11 protein-coding genes and 1 tRNA gene are annotated in these 15067 nt (G+C 67.6%); 8 read left to right on the forward strand and 4 right to left on the reverse strand.

Translation table 11 applies throughout. The features are described from left to right. Positions 1 to 2: 2 nt before the first annotated feature. Positions 3 to 1034, reverse strand: a complete 1032-nt coding sequence (hemH, locus tag ACSQ86_RS12100; RefSeq protein WP_436303808.1) for a ferrochelatase — start codon at positions 1032 to 1034, stop codon at positions 3 to 5. Positions 1035 to 1049: 15 nt separating this feature from the next. Between hemH and ACSQ86_RS12105 the strand changes: the two genes are divergently transcribed. Further along, on the forward strand, positions 1050 to 1775 hold the full coding sequence (locus ACSQ86_RS12105; RefSeq protein ID WP_093109170.1) for an HAD family hydrolase: 726 nt from the start codon (positions 1050 to 1052) through the stop codon (positions 1773 to 1775). Positions 1776 to 1878: 103 nt separating this feature from the next. Here the strand turns inward: ACSQ86_RS12105 and hpnE are convergent, their stop codons facing one another. Genes hpnE through hpnC form a run of 3 tightly spaced genes read right to left on the reverse strand, consistent with a single transcriptional unit; the run spans position 1879 to position 4900 of the window. Beyond that, complete coding sequence (gene hpnE, locus ACSQ86_RS12110) at positions 1879 to 3153, reverse strand: hydroxysqualene dehydroxylase HpnE (RefSeq protein WP_436303809.1); 1275 nt, start codon at positions 3151 to 3153, stop codon at positions 1879 to 1881. Beyond that, on the reverse strand, positions 3150 to 3989 hold the full coding sequence (gene hpnD / locus ACSQ86_RS12115) for a presqualene diphosphate synthase HpnD (RefSeq protein WP_093109177.1): 840 nt from the start codon (positions 3987 to 3989) through the stop codon (positions 3150 to 3152). The genes hpnE and hpnD overlap by 4 nt, the downstream gene beginning before the upstream one ends. Further along, positions 3986 to 4900: a squalene synthase HpnC gene (gene hpnC, locus ACSQ86_RS12120; protein ID WP_170855674.1), complete on the reverse strand. Its 915-nt coding sequence runs from the start codon at positions 4898 to 4900 to the stop codon at positions 3986 to 3988. Before hpnC ends, hpnD begins: the two co-directional genes overlap by 4 nt. 60 nt (positions 4901 to 4960) lie before the next feature. Here hpnC and ACSQ86_RS12125 point away from each other — a divergent pair, with 60 nt between their 5' ends. The 7 genes from ACSQ86_RS12125 (at position 4961) to clpX (ending at position 14996) form a co-directional block, all read left to right on the forward strand. Next, on the forward strand, positions 4961 to 6874 hold the full coding sequence (locus tag ACSQ86_RS12125; protein WP_436303810.1) for a potassium transporter Kup: 1914 nt from the start codon (positions 4961 to 4963) through the stop codon (positions 6872 to 6874). A 103-nt stretch (positions 6875 to 6977) separates the two neighbouring features. Then, entirely contained in the window at positions 6978 to 8144 is a 1167-nt protein-coding gene (locus ACSQ86_RS12130; RefSeq protein WP_436292516.1) for an efflux RND transporter periplasmic adaptor subunit, read from the forward strand. 10 nt (positions 8145 to 8154) lie between these two features. Beyond that, positions 8155 to 11349 (forward strand): efflux RND transporter permease subunit, encoded by a 3195-nt coding sequence (locus ACSQ86_RS12135; protein WP_436303811.1) that lies wholly within the window; start codon positions 8155 to 8157, stop codon positions 11347 to 11349. A gap of 111 nt (positions 11350 to 11460) precedes the next feature. Further along, positions 11461 to 11547: transfer RNA gene (locus tag ACSQ86_RS12140), tRNA-Leu, on the forward strand. A 28-nt stretch (positions 11548 to 11575) separates the two neighbouring features. Beyond that, positions 11576 to 12889 (forward strand): trigger factor, encoded by a 1314-nt coding sequence (gene tig, locus ACSQ86_RS12145; RefSeq protein ID WP_093109180.1) that lies wholly within the window; start codon positions 11576 to 11578, stop codon positions 12887 to 12889. Positions 12890 to 12983: 94 nt separating this feature from the next. Further along, on the forward strand, positions 12984 to 13592 hold the full coding sequence (clpP, locus tag ACSQ86_RS12150) for an ATP-dependent Clp endopeptidase proteolytic subunit ClpP (protein WP_093109181.1): 609 nt from the start codon (positions 12984 to 12986) through the stop codon (positions 13590 to 13592). Positions 13593 to 13730: 138 nt separating this feature from the next. After that, positions 13731 to 14996, forward strand: a complete 1266-nt coding sequence (clpX, locus tag ACSQ86_RS12155; protein WP_093109182.1) for an ATP-dependent Clp protease ATP-binding subunit ClpX — start codon at positions 13731 to 13733, stop codon at positions 14994 to 14996. Positions 14997 to 15067 lie beyond the last annotated feature (71 nt).

The raw sequence follows: 15067 nt of genomic DNA on the forward strand, positions 1-15067 counted from the left end.
ACTCAGGCCGAACGCGTCGGCCAGCCGCTCAAGTGGCGTTCCGCGATCGCGGCCAGCGCCGCGATCCACGCGCTGCTGTCGTTGAGGCAGGGGATGTAGTGGAATTCCTTCCCGCCCGCATGCAGAAAGGCCTCGCGGCCTTCCATCGCGATCTCTTCCAGCGTCTCCAGGCAGTCGGCCGGAAAGCCGGGGCACATCACGTCGACGCGCGCGACGCCCGTCGCGCCGAGTTCTCGCAGGGTCGGCTCGGTGTAGGGTTCGAGCCATTTCGCGCGGCCGAAGCGGGACTGGAAGGCGACGCGGTACTGCTCGCGCGTGAGTTGCAGCCGTTCGGCCAGCAGGCCGGCGGTTACTAGGCACTGGGCCTGGTAGGGGTCGCCGAGCCGGATATTGCGCTCGGGGATGCCGTGGAAACTCATCACCAGCTGGTCGGGCCGGCCGTGGTCTTTCCAGTAGCGGAGCGCGCTCTGGGCCAAGGCCTCGATGTAGAGCGGCTCGTCTTGGTACTGATTGACGAAGCGGAACTCCGGCACGCGGCGCACGCGCGCGCTCCAGGCGTTGACGGCATCGATCACGCTCGCCGTGGTGGTGGCCGAATACTGGGGATAGGCCTGCAGCACCAGCACGCGGGTCGCGCCTTCGGCCTTGAGCGCATCGAGCTGCGCGGCGATCGACGGGTTGCCGTAGCGCATCGCGTCGCGCACCGTCACGCGGTGGCCGCGCTCGCCGAGCCAGCCCGCCAAAAGGGTGGCCTGCTTCTTCGTCCAGACCTTGAGCGGCGAGCCTTCGGGCGTCCAGATGCTGGCGTACTTGGCAGCCGACTTGGCGGGTCGCGTGCGCAGGATGATGCCGTGCAGGATCAGCGCCCACAGGGCCCGCGGAATCTCGACCACGCGCGCGTCGCCCAGGAAATCGGCAAGGTAGAGACGCACCGCGGCGGCGGTCGGCTCGTCGGGCGAGCCGAGGTTGCACCAGAGCACGGCGGTGCGCTCCTGGTTCGTTTCGACGGCAGGAGCTTCAGGGCGAAAAGGCATGCGCTATTCTCGGTCATGGCCTTTGCGACCCCCGATTCCCTGACCCTCGACGTGAAGCGCATCGCCGCGATCACGCTCGACCTCGACGACACGCTCTGGCCGATCTGGCCCACCATCGAACGCGCCGAGCGCGTGCTCTACGAATGGCTGGTGCGCGAGGCGCCGAAGACCGCGAACCTGCTGGTGACGCCCGGCGTTTTGCGCGAACTGCGCGAGGCCACGGCCAAGGAGCGTTCCGATCTTGCGCACGACCTGAGTGCGCTCAGGCGCGAATCGATACGCACGGCGCTCAGGCGCGCGGGCGAAGACCCGGCGCTGGCCGATCCGGCCTTCGAGATCTTCTTCGCCGAACGCCAGCGCGTGACGCTCTACGACGACGCCTTGCCCGCGCTCAAGTGGCTCAGCGAACGCTATCCGCTGGTGGCCGTCTCCAACGGCAATGCCGATGTCCATCAGACCGGAGTCGGGCGCTGGTTTCGCGCCGCCTTCAACGCGCGCGAGTTCGGCAGCGGCAAGCCGCATGCGCCGATCTTCCGCGCCGCCGCGGCCTCGGTCGGCTTGCTGCCCAAGGATGTGCTCCACGTCGGTGACGATGCGGCGCTCGACGTGGTCGGTGCGCTCGATGCCGGCATGCAGGCCGCCTGGCTGGTGCGCGACGAGCGGCCCTGGGAACATGGCGCGCGGCCGCAGCTGATCGTGCCGAACCTGCATGCCTTGTGCATGGCGCTCGACGCAGGTTGAGAGGACTCAGCGCGCACGCGGCGCGCGAGCTCGGCGTTTCGCGCATGACGCTGTACCGCCTGATGGGCAAGCACAGCATCGCGTTGAGTGCGCTGCTGAGCCCTTACGTGGACCCGCAACCGGCGGCCGCCGCGCGGCCGCTGCGCACGGCGCCTTCGATCGTCGCGGGATACGGACCTTCGACATAGTCTCCGCAGGCCAGCAGGCCCGGCGCCACCTGGGCCGCGGGGCGCACCAGCGCCGGTGTGCAGGCGAAGGTGGCGCGGCGTTCCACGACGGTCTGCACCGGCTGCAAACCGGTCAAGCCGAGTTGCTCGCGGGCTTGCGCGAGCACCTGGTGTTGCAGCGTTTCGCGCTCGTCGCCGCTGGCGCTGACCACGAAGGCCAGCAGGCCTTGCGGTCCGCCGAGTTGTCCGCGATCGAAGACGAACTGCGCCGGCGCGCCGGCACTCGCACGCAGCGCCAGCATCGGCGCACTCAATGCAGCGCCGCCTGCCATGTAGAGGGTCGCGATGCTTTCGTGTTGCAGTACCTCGGCCGTCTGCGACCAGGCCGCTGCGGCGGGCAGCGTCACGCCAGCGGCCAGGCGGGCGGCTTCCCACGGCGCGCAGGCGAGCACCACGCGGTCGAAGCTTTCGCCGTCGACCTGCCAGCCCGCTGGTTCGTGGGCGATGGCCTGCACGCGCGTGCCGCTGCGCACCTGGGCGCCATGCTGCGCGAGCCAGCGCGCCGCGGCATCCGGAAACAGCGCGCCGAGGTCGACGCGCGGCAGCAGCAGGTCGGCGCCGCCGCGCTCGACGAACAGGGCGTCGTGCAGCACGCGCAGGAAGACCTCGCCGCTCGCGTATCCGGTCGGCGTGTTAAGGGCCGAGACGCACAGCGGCTCGATCAGCTCGGCCATGACGCGCGGCGTCAGCGTTGCGCAGAGCGCGGCCACCGATGCGCCGGGGTCGCAGCGAAAGCCATTCCAGCGCCAGCGCAATGCGGCGCGCATCAGTGCGGCCTTGTCGCGCCAGGACCAGCCGCGCGCCCCCAGGATGCCGGCCAGCAGGTCCAGCGGCGGCGGCCAATGCGGCACCTGCAGCCCGCCGCCGTCGGCAAATCGCAGCGTGAGCGGCATGCGATGCAGCACGGCACCGGGATCGACGCCGAGCTCGCGCATCAGCGCCAGCGTGGCGCTGTAGGCGCCGATCATGATGTGCTGGCCGTTGTCCAGCAGCACCGGTTGCCCGTCGGGCATCTGCGCGGGCAGCGCGCGCGCACGGCCGCCGAGGGTGCGGGCGGCTTCGAACACGGTGATCGCATGACCGGCGCGCGTCGCTTCGATGGCGCAGGCCAGGCCGGCCCAGCCGGCGCCGATGACGGCAACCTGACTCAAAGTTTCCCTAGCGCTTGGACTCGCCACGCGAGCCACAGCTTGCGCACCGGAGTCAGGCTCACGCGCTGCTGCAGCACCTGGAAGTCGTCGCGTTCGATCTCGCGCAGCAGCGTGCGGTAGATGCTGGCCATCATCAGGCCCGGCTTCTGGGTGCGCCGGTCGGCAGCCGGGAGCAGGGCGAGCGCCTCGTCGTAGGCCGCATGCGCGCGCTCGGCCTGGAACTTCATGAGCGCGACGAAGCGCTCGGAGTACAGGCGGTTCAGGATTTCGTGCGCCTTGACGTCGAACTGCTGCAGCTCGCTGACCGGCAGGTAGATGCGTCCGCGCAGCGCGTCCTCCCCGACGTCGCGGATGATGTTGGTCAGCTGCAGCGCCAGGCCCAGCTTGTGGGCGTAGGCGGTGGTCTGCGCGTCGGTCTGGCCGAAGATGCGCGCCGCGCCTTCGCCCACCACGCCGGCCACCAGGTGGCAATAGCGCTTCAGGGCCTGGAAGTCGAGGTAGCGGGTCTGGTCCAGGTCCATCTGGCAGCCGTCGATCACTTCGTGCAGCTGGCGCTCCTCGATACCGTAGACCGTGGCGTGCGGCATCAGCGCCTGCATCGCCGGATGCTGCGGCCGGCCCGCGAAGGACTGGGCGACCTCGGTGCGCCACCAGGCCAGCTTGGTCGCGGCGACGCCGGGGTCGCTGACCTCGTCGACCACGTCGTCGATCTCGCGGCAGAAGGCATAGAAGGCCGTGATCGCGGCGCGCCGCGGCTTCGGCAGGAACAGGAAGGCGTAATAGAAACTGCTGCCCGAAGCGGCAGCCTTGTCCTGGACGTACTGCTCGGGCGTCATCGTGGAAAACTCTTCATCGCGGGGGATTGTCTCCGCATCCAGAAGGCGCGCCAGGCCAGAAGCGTCGCATCCGCCTTGCCGATGGTCGGACGCTGCGAAAAGCTGTCGCAACCCAGCGCCTCGATCTTGTCGAGGATGCGAAGTCCGCCCTGCACCACGAAGCGCAGTTCCCAGCCGGCCCGGCCCGGCAGGCGGTGCACCAGCGGCGCGCCTTCGTTCATCAGCGCACGCGCCCAGGCCACCTCACCGGCGATCAATGCAATGGCGGCGGGTGGCGGTGCGGCCGGGGCCAGCGGCCGGAAGCCTTCGAAGTCCTTCGCTGCGAGGCCATGCACGGCGCTGTCGGCGTGCGGCAGGTAGAAGCGGCCGCGCGGCAGGTCCACGCTCAGGTCCTGCCAGAAGTTGATGAGCTGCAGCGCGCTGCAGATGGCGTCGCTCTGCGCGAGGGCGCGTGCATCGTCCACGCCGTAGAGGTGCAGCAGCAGGCGGCCGATCGGGTTGGCCGAGCGGCGGCAGTAGTCGAGCAGTTCGGCGCGATCGGCGTAGCCCTGGCCGTCGCGCGTCTTCTCGATGTCCTGCATGAAGGCGGAGAGCAGGTCGGCCAGGAGCGGCTCGGGCAGCGCGAAGCTGCGCATGGCATGCGCGAGCGGACCGAAGACCTCGGGCCAGCGCGCCGATGGCGCCGCGCCGCGGGCGGCGGCGGCGAGATCGGCGCGAAAGGCGCGCAGATCGTCGAGCCGCTCGGCCGCGCCGGCCTCGCCTTCGTCGGCGATGTCGTCGGCCGTGCGCGCAAAGCCGTAGATCGCGGCGATCGGCGGCCGCAGCCGTGGCGGGCACAGCCAGGAGGCGACCGGGAAATTCTCGTAGTGCGTCGGCGCAGGCGCGGCGACCGGGTGGGGCGAGGAGGACACGCGCCGGATTGTCGTGTACCGCGCAGTACCATCGTCGCGCCACCGCTCGCACACCGCACCATGACCTCTTCCGCGCAGACCTTGAGTCCCACGGAGCCTGCCGCCTATGCCAAGGGTGGGCCTGTTCTTCTGATCGCCGCGCTGGGCGTGGTCTTCGGCGACATTGGGACCTCGCCGCTCTATGCCTTCAAGGAGACGCTGAACCCCGACCATGGCGTGCCGCTGACGCCGGACGCGGTGCTGGGCCTGCTGTCGCTGGTGTTCTGGGGCCTGACCTTCGTGGTGACGCTGAAGTACGTGGTGTTCGTGCTGCGCGCCGACCACGACGGCGAAGGCGGCATCCTCGCGCTGCAGGCGCTGGCGCGCAATGCGGTCGCCGGCCCGGCCACGCGGCCCTGGGTCTGGCTGATGGTCGGCCTGCTGGGCCTCGTGGGCGCCGCGATGTTCTACGGCGATTGCCTGATCACGCCGGCCATCTCGGTGCTGTCGGCGGTCGAGGGCCTGGAGGTGCAGGCGCACGGGCTCAAGCCCTTCGTGATCCCGATCACGATCGCGATCCTCGTCGGTCTGTTCTGGGTGCAGCGCAAGGGCACGGGCGTGGTCGGCAAGGTCTTCGGGCCGGTGATGCTGCTGTGGTTCGCGGTGCTCGCGGCGGCGGGTCTGTGGCAGGTGCTGCAGCAGCCGCAGGTGCTGGCGGCGCTCGATCCGCGCCATGCCATCGGCTTTCTCGTCTCGCACCGCGCGCAGTCGCTGGCGGTGCTGGGCGCGGTGTTCCTGGCTTTCACCGGTGGCGAAGCGCTCTATGCCGACATGGGGCATTTCGGCGCCCGGCCGATCCGGCTGGCCTGGCTCTTCATCGCCATGCCCGGGCTGGTGCTCAACTACTTCGGGCAGGGCGCGCTGGTGCTCGCGAATCCGGCCGCGATCGACAACCCTTTCTTCCGGCTGTTCCCCGCGTGGGGCGTGCTGCCGATGGTGGTGCTGGCCGCGATGGCGACGGTGATCGCATCGCAGGCCGTGATCTCGGGCGCCTTCTCGCTCACCACCCAGGCGATGCGCATGGGCTACCTGCCGCGCATGCGCGTGGTGCAGACATCCGGAGAGTCGATCGGCCAGGTCTATGTGCCCGTTGTCAACTGGCTGCTGATGGCGGGCGTGCTGCTGCTGGTGCTGGGCTTTCGCACATCGAGCGCGTTGTCGGCGGCCTACGGCATCGCGGTGTCGATCACGATGGTGACGACCACGCTGCTGGCCGGCGTGGTCGCCTACCGGCTCTGGCGCTGGAACCGTGTCGCGGTCGTGGTCGGCGTGCTGGCCTTCGCGGTGATCGACATCACCTTCGTCGTCGCCAACAGCCTCAAGGTCTTCGACGGCGGCTGGCTCACGCTGGCGGTGGCGGTGCTCGTGATGGTGTTGTTCACCACCTGGGCCAAGGGGCGGCGCCTGGGGCTCGAGGCTGCCGCGGCGCAGAGCATGCCGCTCGAGCCCTTCGTCGAATCGCTTGCCGCCAACATGCCGCATCGGGTGCGAGGCACCGCGGTGTTCCTGAATTCGGACGCAGACGCGGTGCCGCATGCGCTGCTGCACAACCTCAAGCACAACCAGGTGCTGCACGAGCAGGTGATCGTGCTGCGCGTGCTGGCCTGCCACACGCCGCGGGTCGACGCGCGGCAGCGCATCGAGGCCCGCTCGCTCGGGCATGGCGTGTGGGTCGTGACCGCGCGCCATGGCTTCATGGAGCGGCCCGACGTGCCCGAATTCATCCGCATCCTGGCGTACCAGCAGGGGCTGGCCTGCGAATCGATGAGCACCTCGTACTTCGTCTCGCGCGCCTCGCTGGGCGACAAGCCGCTGCCGGGCATGAATCCCGTGCGCCGGGCTTTGTTCGGCTGGCTGCAGCGCAATGCGGGGCGTGCGTCGGACTATTTCGAAATCCCCGGCAACAGATTGGTCGAGCTGGGACAACGAACGTAAATGGGCCCCCGACGGCGGCCGTGATTGACACGGGTTCTCGTTTACCCTAGATTACTAACCGGCTGGTCATTAATGACCCCGTTTGTCTTTTCTAGGGTGTTCCATGACCGCGTCCGCCTCCCCCGTTTTTCGTTCCGCCAGCCTCTTGTTGCTCGCCGCCCTGGCGCTCGCCGGCTGTTCCCGCCCGCCGGCCGCTGAGGAGCCCCTGCGCGCCGTCAAGGTGATGACGGTGGGCACCAGCGCCTATGGCACCGAGCCCGAGTTCTCGGCCGAGGTGCGGGCCCGCGTCGACTCCCGGCTCGGCTTCCGGGTGGCCGGCAAGATCACGCGCCGCCAGGCCGAGCTCGGCCAGCATGTGCAGGCCGGACAGGTGCTGGCGCAGCTCGATCCGCAGGACTACCGGCTGGCCGCCGATGCCGCCCGCGCGCAGCAGGCCGGGGCCCTGACCAACCGCGACCTGGCCGAGGCGGACCTCAAGCGCTACCGCGGCTTGCGCGAGCAGAACTTCATCAGCGCGGCGGAACTGGAGCGGCGCGAAACCACCTACAAGGCCGCCCAGGCGCAGCTCGAGCAGGCGCAGGCCCAGCTCGCATCGCAAGGCAACCAGGCCAACTACACGACGCTGGTGGCCGACGTGCCGGGCATCATCACGGCGATCGAGGCCGAGCCGGGCCAGGTGGTGTCGGCCGGCACGCCGGTCGTGCGCATCGCACAGGACGGCGCGCGCGATGTGGTGTTCGCGGTGCCGGAAGACCGCGCCGCGCTGGTCAAGCCGGGGTCGCCCGTCACGGTGCGCGGCTGGGCGGGCGGCGCCGAGATGGAAGGCAAGGTGCGCGAAGTGGCGGCCAGCGCCGACGCGGTGACCCGCACCTACAGCGTCAAGGTCGCGATCGATGCCGCCACCGCGCCCGCGCTGGGTGCCACCGTCTATGCGCGGCCGCAGGCGCTGTCGCGCACCGGCACCCCGGTGCTCAAGCTGCCGACCAGCGCCTTGCGCCAGGAAGGGCAGGGCAGCGCGGTCTGGGTGCTCGACAAGAGCAGCATGACGGTGCGCTCGCAGCCGGTGCAGGTGGCCACGGCGGACGGCAACGAAGCGGTGATCGCCGCCGGCATCACGCCGGGCACGACGGTGGTGGTCGCGGGCGTGCACGTGCTGTCGCCGGGCCAGAAGGTCTCGATCTACAGGGAGAAGACGGCCGCGCCGGCCAATCCGCTGCGTGAGGCCGTCAACGTGCAGGCGCCAGCGGCGGCTCCGGTTGCCACCCGCTGAGGACGCCGCCATGACGTCGCAGCAGACCGCAGCTGCCGGCAAGGCCGGCTTCAATCTCTCGAAATGGGCGCTCGAGCACGCCGCGCTCACGCGCTACCTGATGCTGGTGCTGATGGTGTTGGGCTTCGCGGCCTACTTCCAGCTCGGCCAGGACGAGGACCCGCCCTTCACCTTTCGCGCGATGGTGGTGCGCACCTACTGGCCGGGCGCGACCGCGCAGCAGGTGGCCGAGCAGGTGACCGACAAGCTCGAGCGCACGCTGCAGGAAGCGCCCTACGCCGACAAGATCCGCAGCTATTCGAAGCCGGGCGAGTCGCAGATCATTTTCCAGATCAAGGATTCGTCGCGGCCGGGCGATGTCGCGAACGTCTGGTACACGGTGCGCAAGAAGATCGCCGACATGCGCGGCACCCTGCCGGCCGGCATCCAGGGGCCCTTCTTCAACGACGACTTCGGCGACGTGTACGGCGTGATCTACGCGCTGGAGAGCGATGGCTTCAGCTACGCCGAGCTCAAGACTTTTGCCGACGACGTGCGCCAGCAACTCCTGCGCGTGAAGGACGTGGCCAAGGTCGAGCAGTTCGGCGTCCAGGACGAGAAGGTCTTCATCGAGGTCTCGCAGAAGCGCGTGGCGCAGCTGGGGCTCGATTTCAACGCGGTGCTGGCGCAGATCGGATCGCAGAACGCGATTGAGAGCGCCGGCACGATCCAGTCGCCGCAGGATGTGGTGCAGGTGCGCGTGGGCGGCCAGTTCACGAGCGTGGAGCAGCTGCGCGCGATGCCGATCCGCGGCAGCTCGGGCAACCAGATGCGGCTCGGCGACATTGCGGAGATCCACCGGGCCTACGTCGATCCGCCGGCGGTCAAGGTGCGGCACCAGGGCAAAGAGGTGATCGCGCTCGGCGTCTCGATGGGCAAGGGCGGCGACATCATCGCGCTCGGCAAGGCGCTGCGCGTCGCCACCGCCGAGATCGACAGGCGGCTGCCGGCCGGCGTGACGCTGGCGCAGGTGCAGAACCAGCCGGTGGCGGTCTCCAGATCGGTCAACGAGTTCGTGAGCGTGCTGATCGAGGCGGTGGCGATCGTGCTGGCCGTCAGCTTCGTCGCGCTCGGCCTGCACAAGGGCGGGCGCTTCGGCTGGTACATCGACATCCGGCCCGGGCTGGTGGTGGCGATCACCATTCCGCTGGTGCTGGCCGTGACCTTCCTGGCGATGAACTACTTCGGCATCGGGTTGCACAAGATCTCGCTCGGCTCGCTGATCATCGCGCTCGGCCTGCTGGTGGACGACGCGATCATCGCGGTCGAGATGATGGTGCGGAAGATGGAGGAGGGCTACGACAAGGTGCGTGCCGCCACCTTCGCCTACGACGTCACGGCCAAGCCGATGCTGACCGGCACCCTGATCACGGCCGCGGGCTTCCTGCCGATCGGCATCGCGAAGTCGGTGACCGGCGAATACACCTTTGCGATCTTCGCGGTGACGGTGATCGCGCTGGTGCTGAGCTGGATCGTCTCGGTGTACTTCGTGCCCTATCTCGGCACGCTGCTGCTCAAGGTGAAGCCGCACCCATCATCCGGTCATCCTGAGCTTGGCGAAGGGCCGCACGAGCTCTTCGACACGCCCTTCTACAACACCTTCCGGCACACCGTGAACTGGTGCGTGAAGCATCGCTGGCTGACCATCGGCGCCACCTTGCTGATCTTCGCGCTCGGCATTGTCGGCATGGGCAAGGTGCAGCAGCAGTTCTTTCCCGATTCCAGCCGGCCCGAGATCATGGTCGACCTGTGGTTCCCCGAAGGCACGTCTTTCGCGGCCAACGAAGAGGTGGCCAAGCGGGTCGAACAGCGCCTGCTGAAGGAAGAGGGCGTCACCACCGTCAGCACCTGGGTCGGCTCCGGCGTGCCGCGCTTCTACCTGCCGCTCGACCAGGTGTTCCCGCAGACCAACGTCTCGCAGCTGATCCTGCTGGCCAAGGACCTGAAATACCGCGAGACGCTGCGCCTCAAGCTGCCGGCCTTGCTGGCCGAGGAGTTCCCCGAGGTGCGCGGCCGCGTGAAGCTGCTGCCCAACGGGCCTCCGGTGGCGTACCCGGTCCAGTTCCGCGTGGTCGGAACCGAGCCGCAGCAATTGCGCATCCATGCCGACGAGGTCAAAGCCGTGATGCGCGAGAACGCCAACATGCGCGGCGTCAACGACAACTGGAACGAATCGGTCAAGGTGATCAAGCTCGAGATCGACCAGGACAAGGCGCGTGCGCTCGGCGTCACCAGTCAGGCCATCGCGCAGGCTTCGCGCACCATGTTCAGCGGCACGAATGTCGGCCAGTACCGTGAGAACGACCTCTTGATCGACATCGTGCTGCGCCAGTCGCCGGACGAGCGCGAGGCGATCTCGGACATCGGCAACGCCTACCTGCCCACGAGCTCGGGCCGCTCGATCCCGCTGACGCAGATCGCGCGGCCGGTGTTCAGCTGGGAGCCCGGCGTGATGTGGCGCGAGAACCGCGACTACGCGATCACCGTCCAGGGCGACATCATCGAAGGCCTGCAGGGCGCGACCGTCACCGAGCAACTGCTGCCGGCGCTGCGCAAGCTCGAAGCCAAATGGCACGCCGACGGCCAAGGCGCCTACCGCATCGAGGTGGCGGGCGCGGTGGAGGAGAGCAGCAAGGGTTCGGCCTCGATCGTGACGGGCGTGCCGATCATGCTGTTCCTGGTCTTCACGCTCCTGATGCTGCAGCTGCACAGCTTCAGCCGCTCGATGCTGGTGTTCGTCACCGGCCCGCTCGGCATCGCCGGCGTGGCGGGTGCGCTGCTGGTGCTGAACCGGCCTTTCGGCTTCGTGGCGCTTCTGGGCGTGATCGCGCTGATGGGGATGATCCAGCGCAACGCCGTGATCCTGATCGACCAGATCGAAAGCGATCGGGAAGCCGGCGTGCCGACCTGGGACGCGATCGTCGAATCGGCAGTCAGGCGCCTGCGGCCGATCGTGCTGACCGCCGCGGCGGCCGTGCTGGCGATGATCCCGCTGTCGCGCAGCGTGTTCTGGGGGCCGATGGCGGTGGCGATCATGGGCGGGCTCATCGTGGCCACCGTGCTCACCCTGCTGGCGCTGCCGGCGATGTACGCGGCCTGGTTCCGCGTCAAGCGCGACGAGCCCAGGCCGGCCGATGAGGCCGAAGAGGCCCTGGTTCGCGCTTAAAATACGCGGTTGACCGATTTCAGGCGGGAGGCCTCACAGGCCGCCCGCCGCGAATGACCGAAGGCGGCCTCCGGGCCGCCTTCGGTATTCATCACCTGAAAAACTGGAACCGCGCGGGTGGCGAAATTGGTAGACGCACCAGGTTTAGGTCCTGACGTTCGCAAGAACGTGCCGGTTCGAGTCCGGCCCCGCGCACCAGCACAAGACCCTCTCAAGGAAGATTCAAATGACCGTGAACGTTGAAACCCTCGACAAGCTCGAACGCAAGATCACGCTGACCTTGCCTGTCGGCACCATCCAGTCCGAGGTCGATTCGCGCCTCAAGAAGCTGGCCCGCACCGTCAAGATGGACGGCTTCCGTCCGGGCAAGGTGCCGATGAACGTCGTGGCCCAGCGCTACGGCTACTCGGTCCACTACGAAGTCATGAACGACAAGGTCGGCGAGGCCTTCTCGCAGGCGGCCAACGAGGCCAAGCTGCGCGTGGCCGGCCAGCCGCGCATCACCGAGAAGGAAGAGTCGCCCGAAGGCCAGCTCGCCTTCGACGCGGTGTTCGAGGTCTTCCCGGACGTCAAGATCAACGACCTGGCCAACGCCGAAGTCGAAAAGCTCAGCGCCGAAGTGGGTGACGACGCGATCGACAAGACGCTCGAGATCCTGCGCAAGCAGCGCCGCACCTTCGCGCAGCGCGCGCAGGACGCGGCCGTGCAGGACGGCGACCGCGTGACGGTCGACTTCGAAGGCAAGATCGACGGCGAGACCTTCCAGGGCGGCAAGGCCGAGGACTTCCAGTTCATCGTCGGCGAAGGCCAGATGCTCAAGGAGTTCGAAGATGCCGTGCGCGGCCTGAAGGCCGGCGACAGCCGTACCTTCCCGCTCTCCTTCCCGGCCGACTACCACGGCAAGGACGTGGCCGGCAAGCAGGCCGACTTCATGGTCACCGTGAAGAAGGTCGAGGCTTCGCACCTGCCCGAAGTCAACGAGCAGCTCGCCAAGTCGCTCGGCATCGCCGACGCCACGGTCGAAGGCCTGCGCGCCGACATCAAGCGCAACCTCGAGCGCGAGGTCAAGTTCCGCCTGCTGGCCCGCAACAAGACCGCGGTAATGGACGCGCTGATCGCCAACGCCGAACTCGATCTGCCCAAGTCCAGCGTGCAGGCCGAAGTCGACCGCATGGTCGAAGGCGCCCGCGCCGAGCTCAAGCAGCGCGGCATCAAGGATGCCGACAAGGCCCCGATCCCCGACGACATGTTCCGCCCGCAGGCCGAGCGCCGCGTGCGCCTGGGCCTGGTGGTGGCCGAACTCGTGCGCGCCAACAACCTGCAGGCCAAGCCCGAGCAGATCAAGGCCCACATCGACGAGCTGGCCGCCAGCTACGAGAAGCCGGCCGACGTGGTGCGCTGGTACTTCAGCGACAACCGCCGCCTGGCGGAGGTCGAGGCGGTGGTGATCGAGAACAATGTCACGGATTTCGTGCTCGGCAAGGCCAAGGTCAACGCCAAGCCGGTGTCCTTCGACGAACTGATGGCCCAGCAAGGCTGAACGCCGGTTCGCTGCGTTCCCATGGGGCTTGTGCTTTGATGCGCGAGCCCCATTTCGTCTGGGTACAGTACAACCCCTCTCTGGAGAGCAAAACATGAGCGCACAGGAAATTCAGGGCCTCGGCATGATTCCGATGGTCATCGAGCAATCGGGTCGCGGCGAGCGGTCCTACGACATTTATTCGCGGTTGCTCAAGGAGCGGGTGATCTTCCTGGTCGGCGAGGTCAACGATCAGACCGCCAACCTGGTGGTGGCGCAGCTGCTGTTCCTCGAGAGTGAAAACCCGGACAAGGACATTTCGTTCTACATCAATTCCCCGGGTGGCAGCGTGAGCGCCGGCATGGCGATCTACGACACCATGCAGTTCATCAAACCCGACGTGTCCACCCTGTGCATCGGCTTCGCGGCCAGCATGGGCGCCTTCCTGCTGGCAGCCGGCGAGAAGGGCAAGCGTTTCTCGCTGCCCAACTCCAAGATCATGATCCACCAGGTGCTGGGCGGCGCCCGCGGCCAGGCCACCGACATCGAGATCCATGCCCGCGACATCCTGAAGACGCGCGAGCAGATGAACCGCATCCTGGCCGAGCGCACCGGCCAGTCGTTCGAGAAGATCGCCCGCGACACCGAGCGCGACTACTTCCTGACGGCCGACGAATCCAAGGAATACGGACTGATCGATCAGGTGATCGCCAAGCGCAGTTAAGGTACCCCGGCGCCGAGGCGCCCAGGAAAAAACGGCGCTTTCCGTGTGGAAAGCGCCGTTTTTGTTCCGGTGTTCGCCGGTTCGGGGGGCTTTCATCTTCGCTATCATTGTTAAACCCCTGTTACGAGGCATCTGTCCATGGCCGAGAAAAAAGGCTCCTCCAGCGAAAAAACGCTTTATTGCTCGTTCTGCGGGAAGAGTCAGCACGAGGTCAAGAAGCTGATCGCAGGACCGTCGGTTTTCATCTGCGACGAGTGCATCGATCTCTGCAACGAGATCATCCGCGACGAGCTGCCCGCCGGCGAAGAGGCGCGCGAGGCGCGCAGCGACCTGCCGACCCCGTCGGAGATCAAGGCCAACCTCGACAACTACGTGATCGGCCAGGAGCCGGCCAAGCGCATGTTGTCGGTCGCGGTCTACAACCACTACAAGCGCCTGCGCCACAAGGACAAGGCCAAGGGCGACGACGTCGAGCTCAGCAAGAGCAACATCCTTCTGATCGGCCCCACGGGCTCGGGCAAGACCCTGCTGGCCCAGACCCTCGCGCGCATGCTCGACGTGCCCTTCGTGATGGCCGACGCCACCACGCTGACCGAGGCCGGCTACGTGGGCGAAGACGTCGAGAACATCATCCAGAAGCTGCTGCAGAGCTGCAACTACGAGGTCGAGCGCGCCCAGCGCGGCATCGTCTACATCGACGAGATCGACAAGATCTCGCGCAAATCCGACAACCCCTCGATCACGCGCGACGTGTCGGGCGAGGGCGTGCAGCAGGCCTTGCTCAAGCTGATCGAAGGCACCATGGCCAGCGTACCGCCGCAGGGCGGGCGCAAGCATCCCAACCAGGATTTCCTGCAGATCGACACGACCAACATCCTGTTCATCTGCGGCGGCGCTTTCGCCGGGCTCGAAAAAGTGATCGAGAACCGCACCGAGGCCTCGGGCATCGGCTTCGGCGCCTCGGTCAAGAGCAAGAAGCAGCGCAGCATCACCGAGGTGTTCCGCGAGGTCGAACCCGAAGACCTGATCAAGTTCGGCCTGATTCCCGAGCTCGTCGGCCGCATGCCGGTCGTGGCCTCGCTGGCCGAGCTCAGCGAAGACGCGCTGGTGCAGATCCTGACCGAGCCGAAGAACGCCGTGGTCAAGCAGTTCACCAAGCTGCTGCAGATGGAAGGCGTCGACCTCGAGATTCGTCCGACGGCGCTCAAGGCCATCGCTCGCAAGGCGCTGGCCCGCAAGACCGGCGCGCGTGGATTGCGCTCGATCCTGGAGCAGTCGTTGATCGACACCATGTTCGAACTGCCGAATGCCACCAACGTCGACAAGGTCGTGGTCGAAGAATCGACAATCGACGAAAACAAGCCACCGCTCCTCGTGTACCGCGAGGCGGCCAAGAAGGCCTGACTGAGTGACTTCCTGGCCGGCTCCTCCGATACAGGCGACCGGCGTCTTCGGCGATTACCGTGCCCGCGGGC

The organism is Variovorax sp. LjRoot130 (genome assembly GCF_964253755.1).
GTDB lineage: Bacteria > Pseudomonadota > Gammaproteobacteria > Burkholderiales > Burkholderiaceae_C > Variovorax.

What these genes read in the sequence shown, in the direction of transcription:
- hemH (WP_436303808.1), bottom strand. Translation starts at nt 1,034, where the DNA reads ATGCCTTTTCGCCCTGAAGCTCCTGCCGTCGAAACGAACCAGGAGCGC.
- ACSQ86_RS12105 (WP_093109170.1), top strand. Translation starts at nt 1,050, where the DNA reads ATGGCCTTTGCGACCCCCGATTCCCTGACCCTCGACGTGAAGCGCATC.
- hpnD (WP_093109177.1), bottom strand. Translation starts at nt 3,989, where the DNA reads ATGACGCCCGAGCAGTACGTCCAGGACAAGGCTGCCGCTTCGGGCAGC.
- ACSQ86_RS12125 (WP_436303810.1), top strand. Translation starts at nt 4,961, where the DNA reads ATGACCTCTTCCGCGCAGACCTTGAGTCCCACGGAGCCTGCCGCCTAT.
- ACSQ86_RS12130 (WP_436292516.1), top strand. Translation starts at nt 6,978, where the DNA reads ATGACCGCGTCCGCCTCCCCCGTTTTTCGTTCCGCCAGCCTCTTGTTG.
- ACSQ86_RS12135 (WP_436303811.1), top strand. Translation starts at nt 8,155, where the DNA reads ATGACGTCGCAGCAGACCGCAGCTGCCGGCAAGGCCGGCTTCAATCTC.
- tig (WP_093109180.1), top strand. Translation starts at nt 11,576, where the DNA reads ATGACCGTGAACGTTGAAACCCTCGACAAGCTCGAACGCAAGATCACG.
- clpP (WP_093109181.1), top strand. Translation starts at nt 12,984, where the DNA reads ATGAGCGCACAGGAAATTCAGGGCCTCGGCATGATTCCGATGGTCATC.
- clpX (WP_093109182.1), top strand. Translation starts at nt 13,731, where the DNA reads ATGGCCGAGAAAAAAGGCTCCTCCAGCGAAAAAACGCTTTATTGCTCG.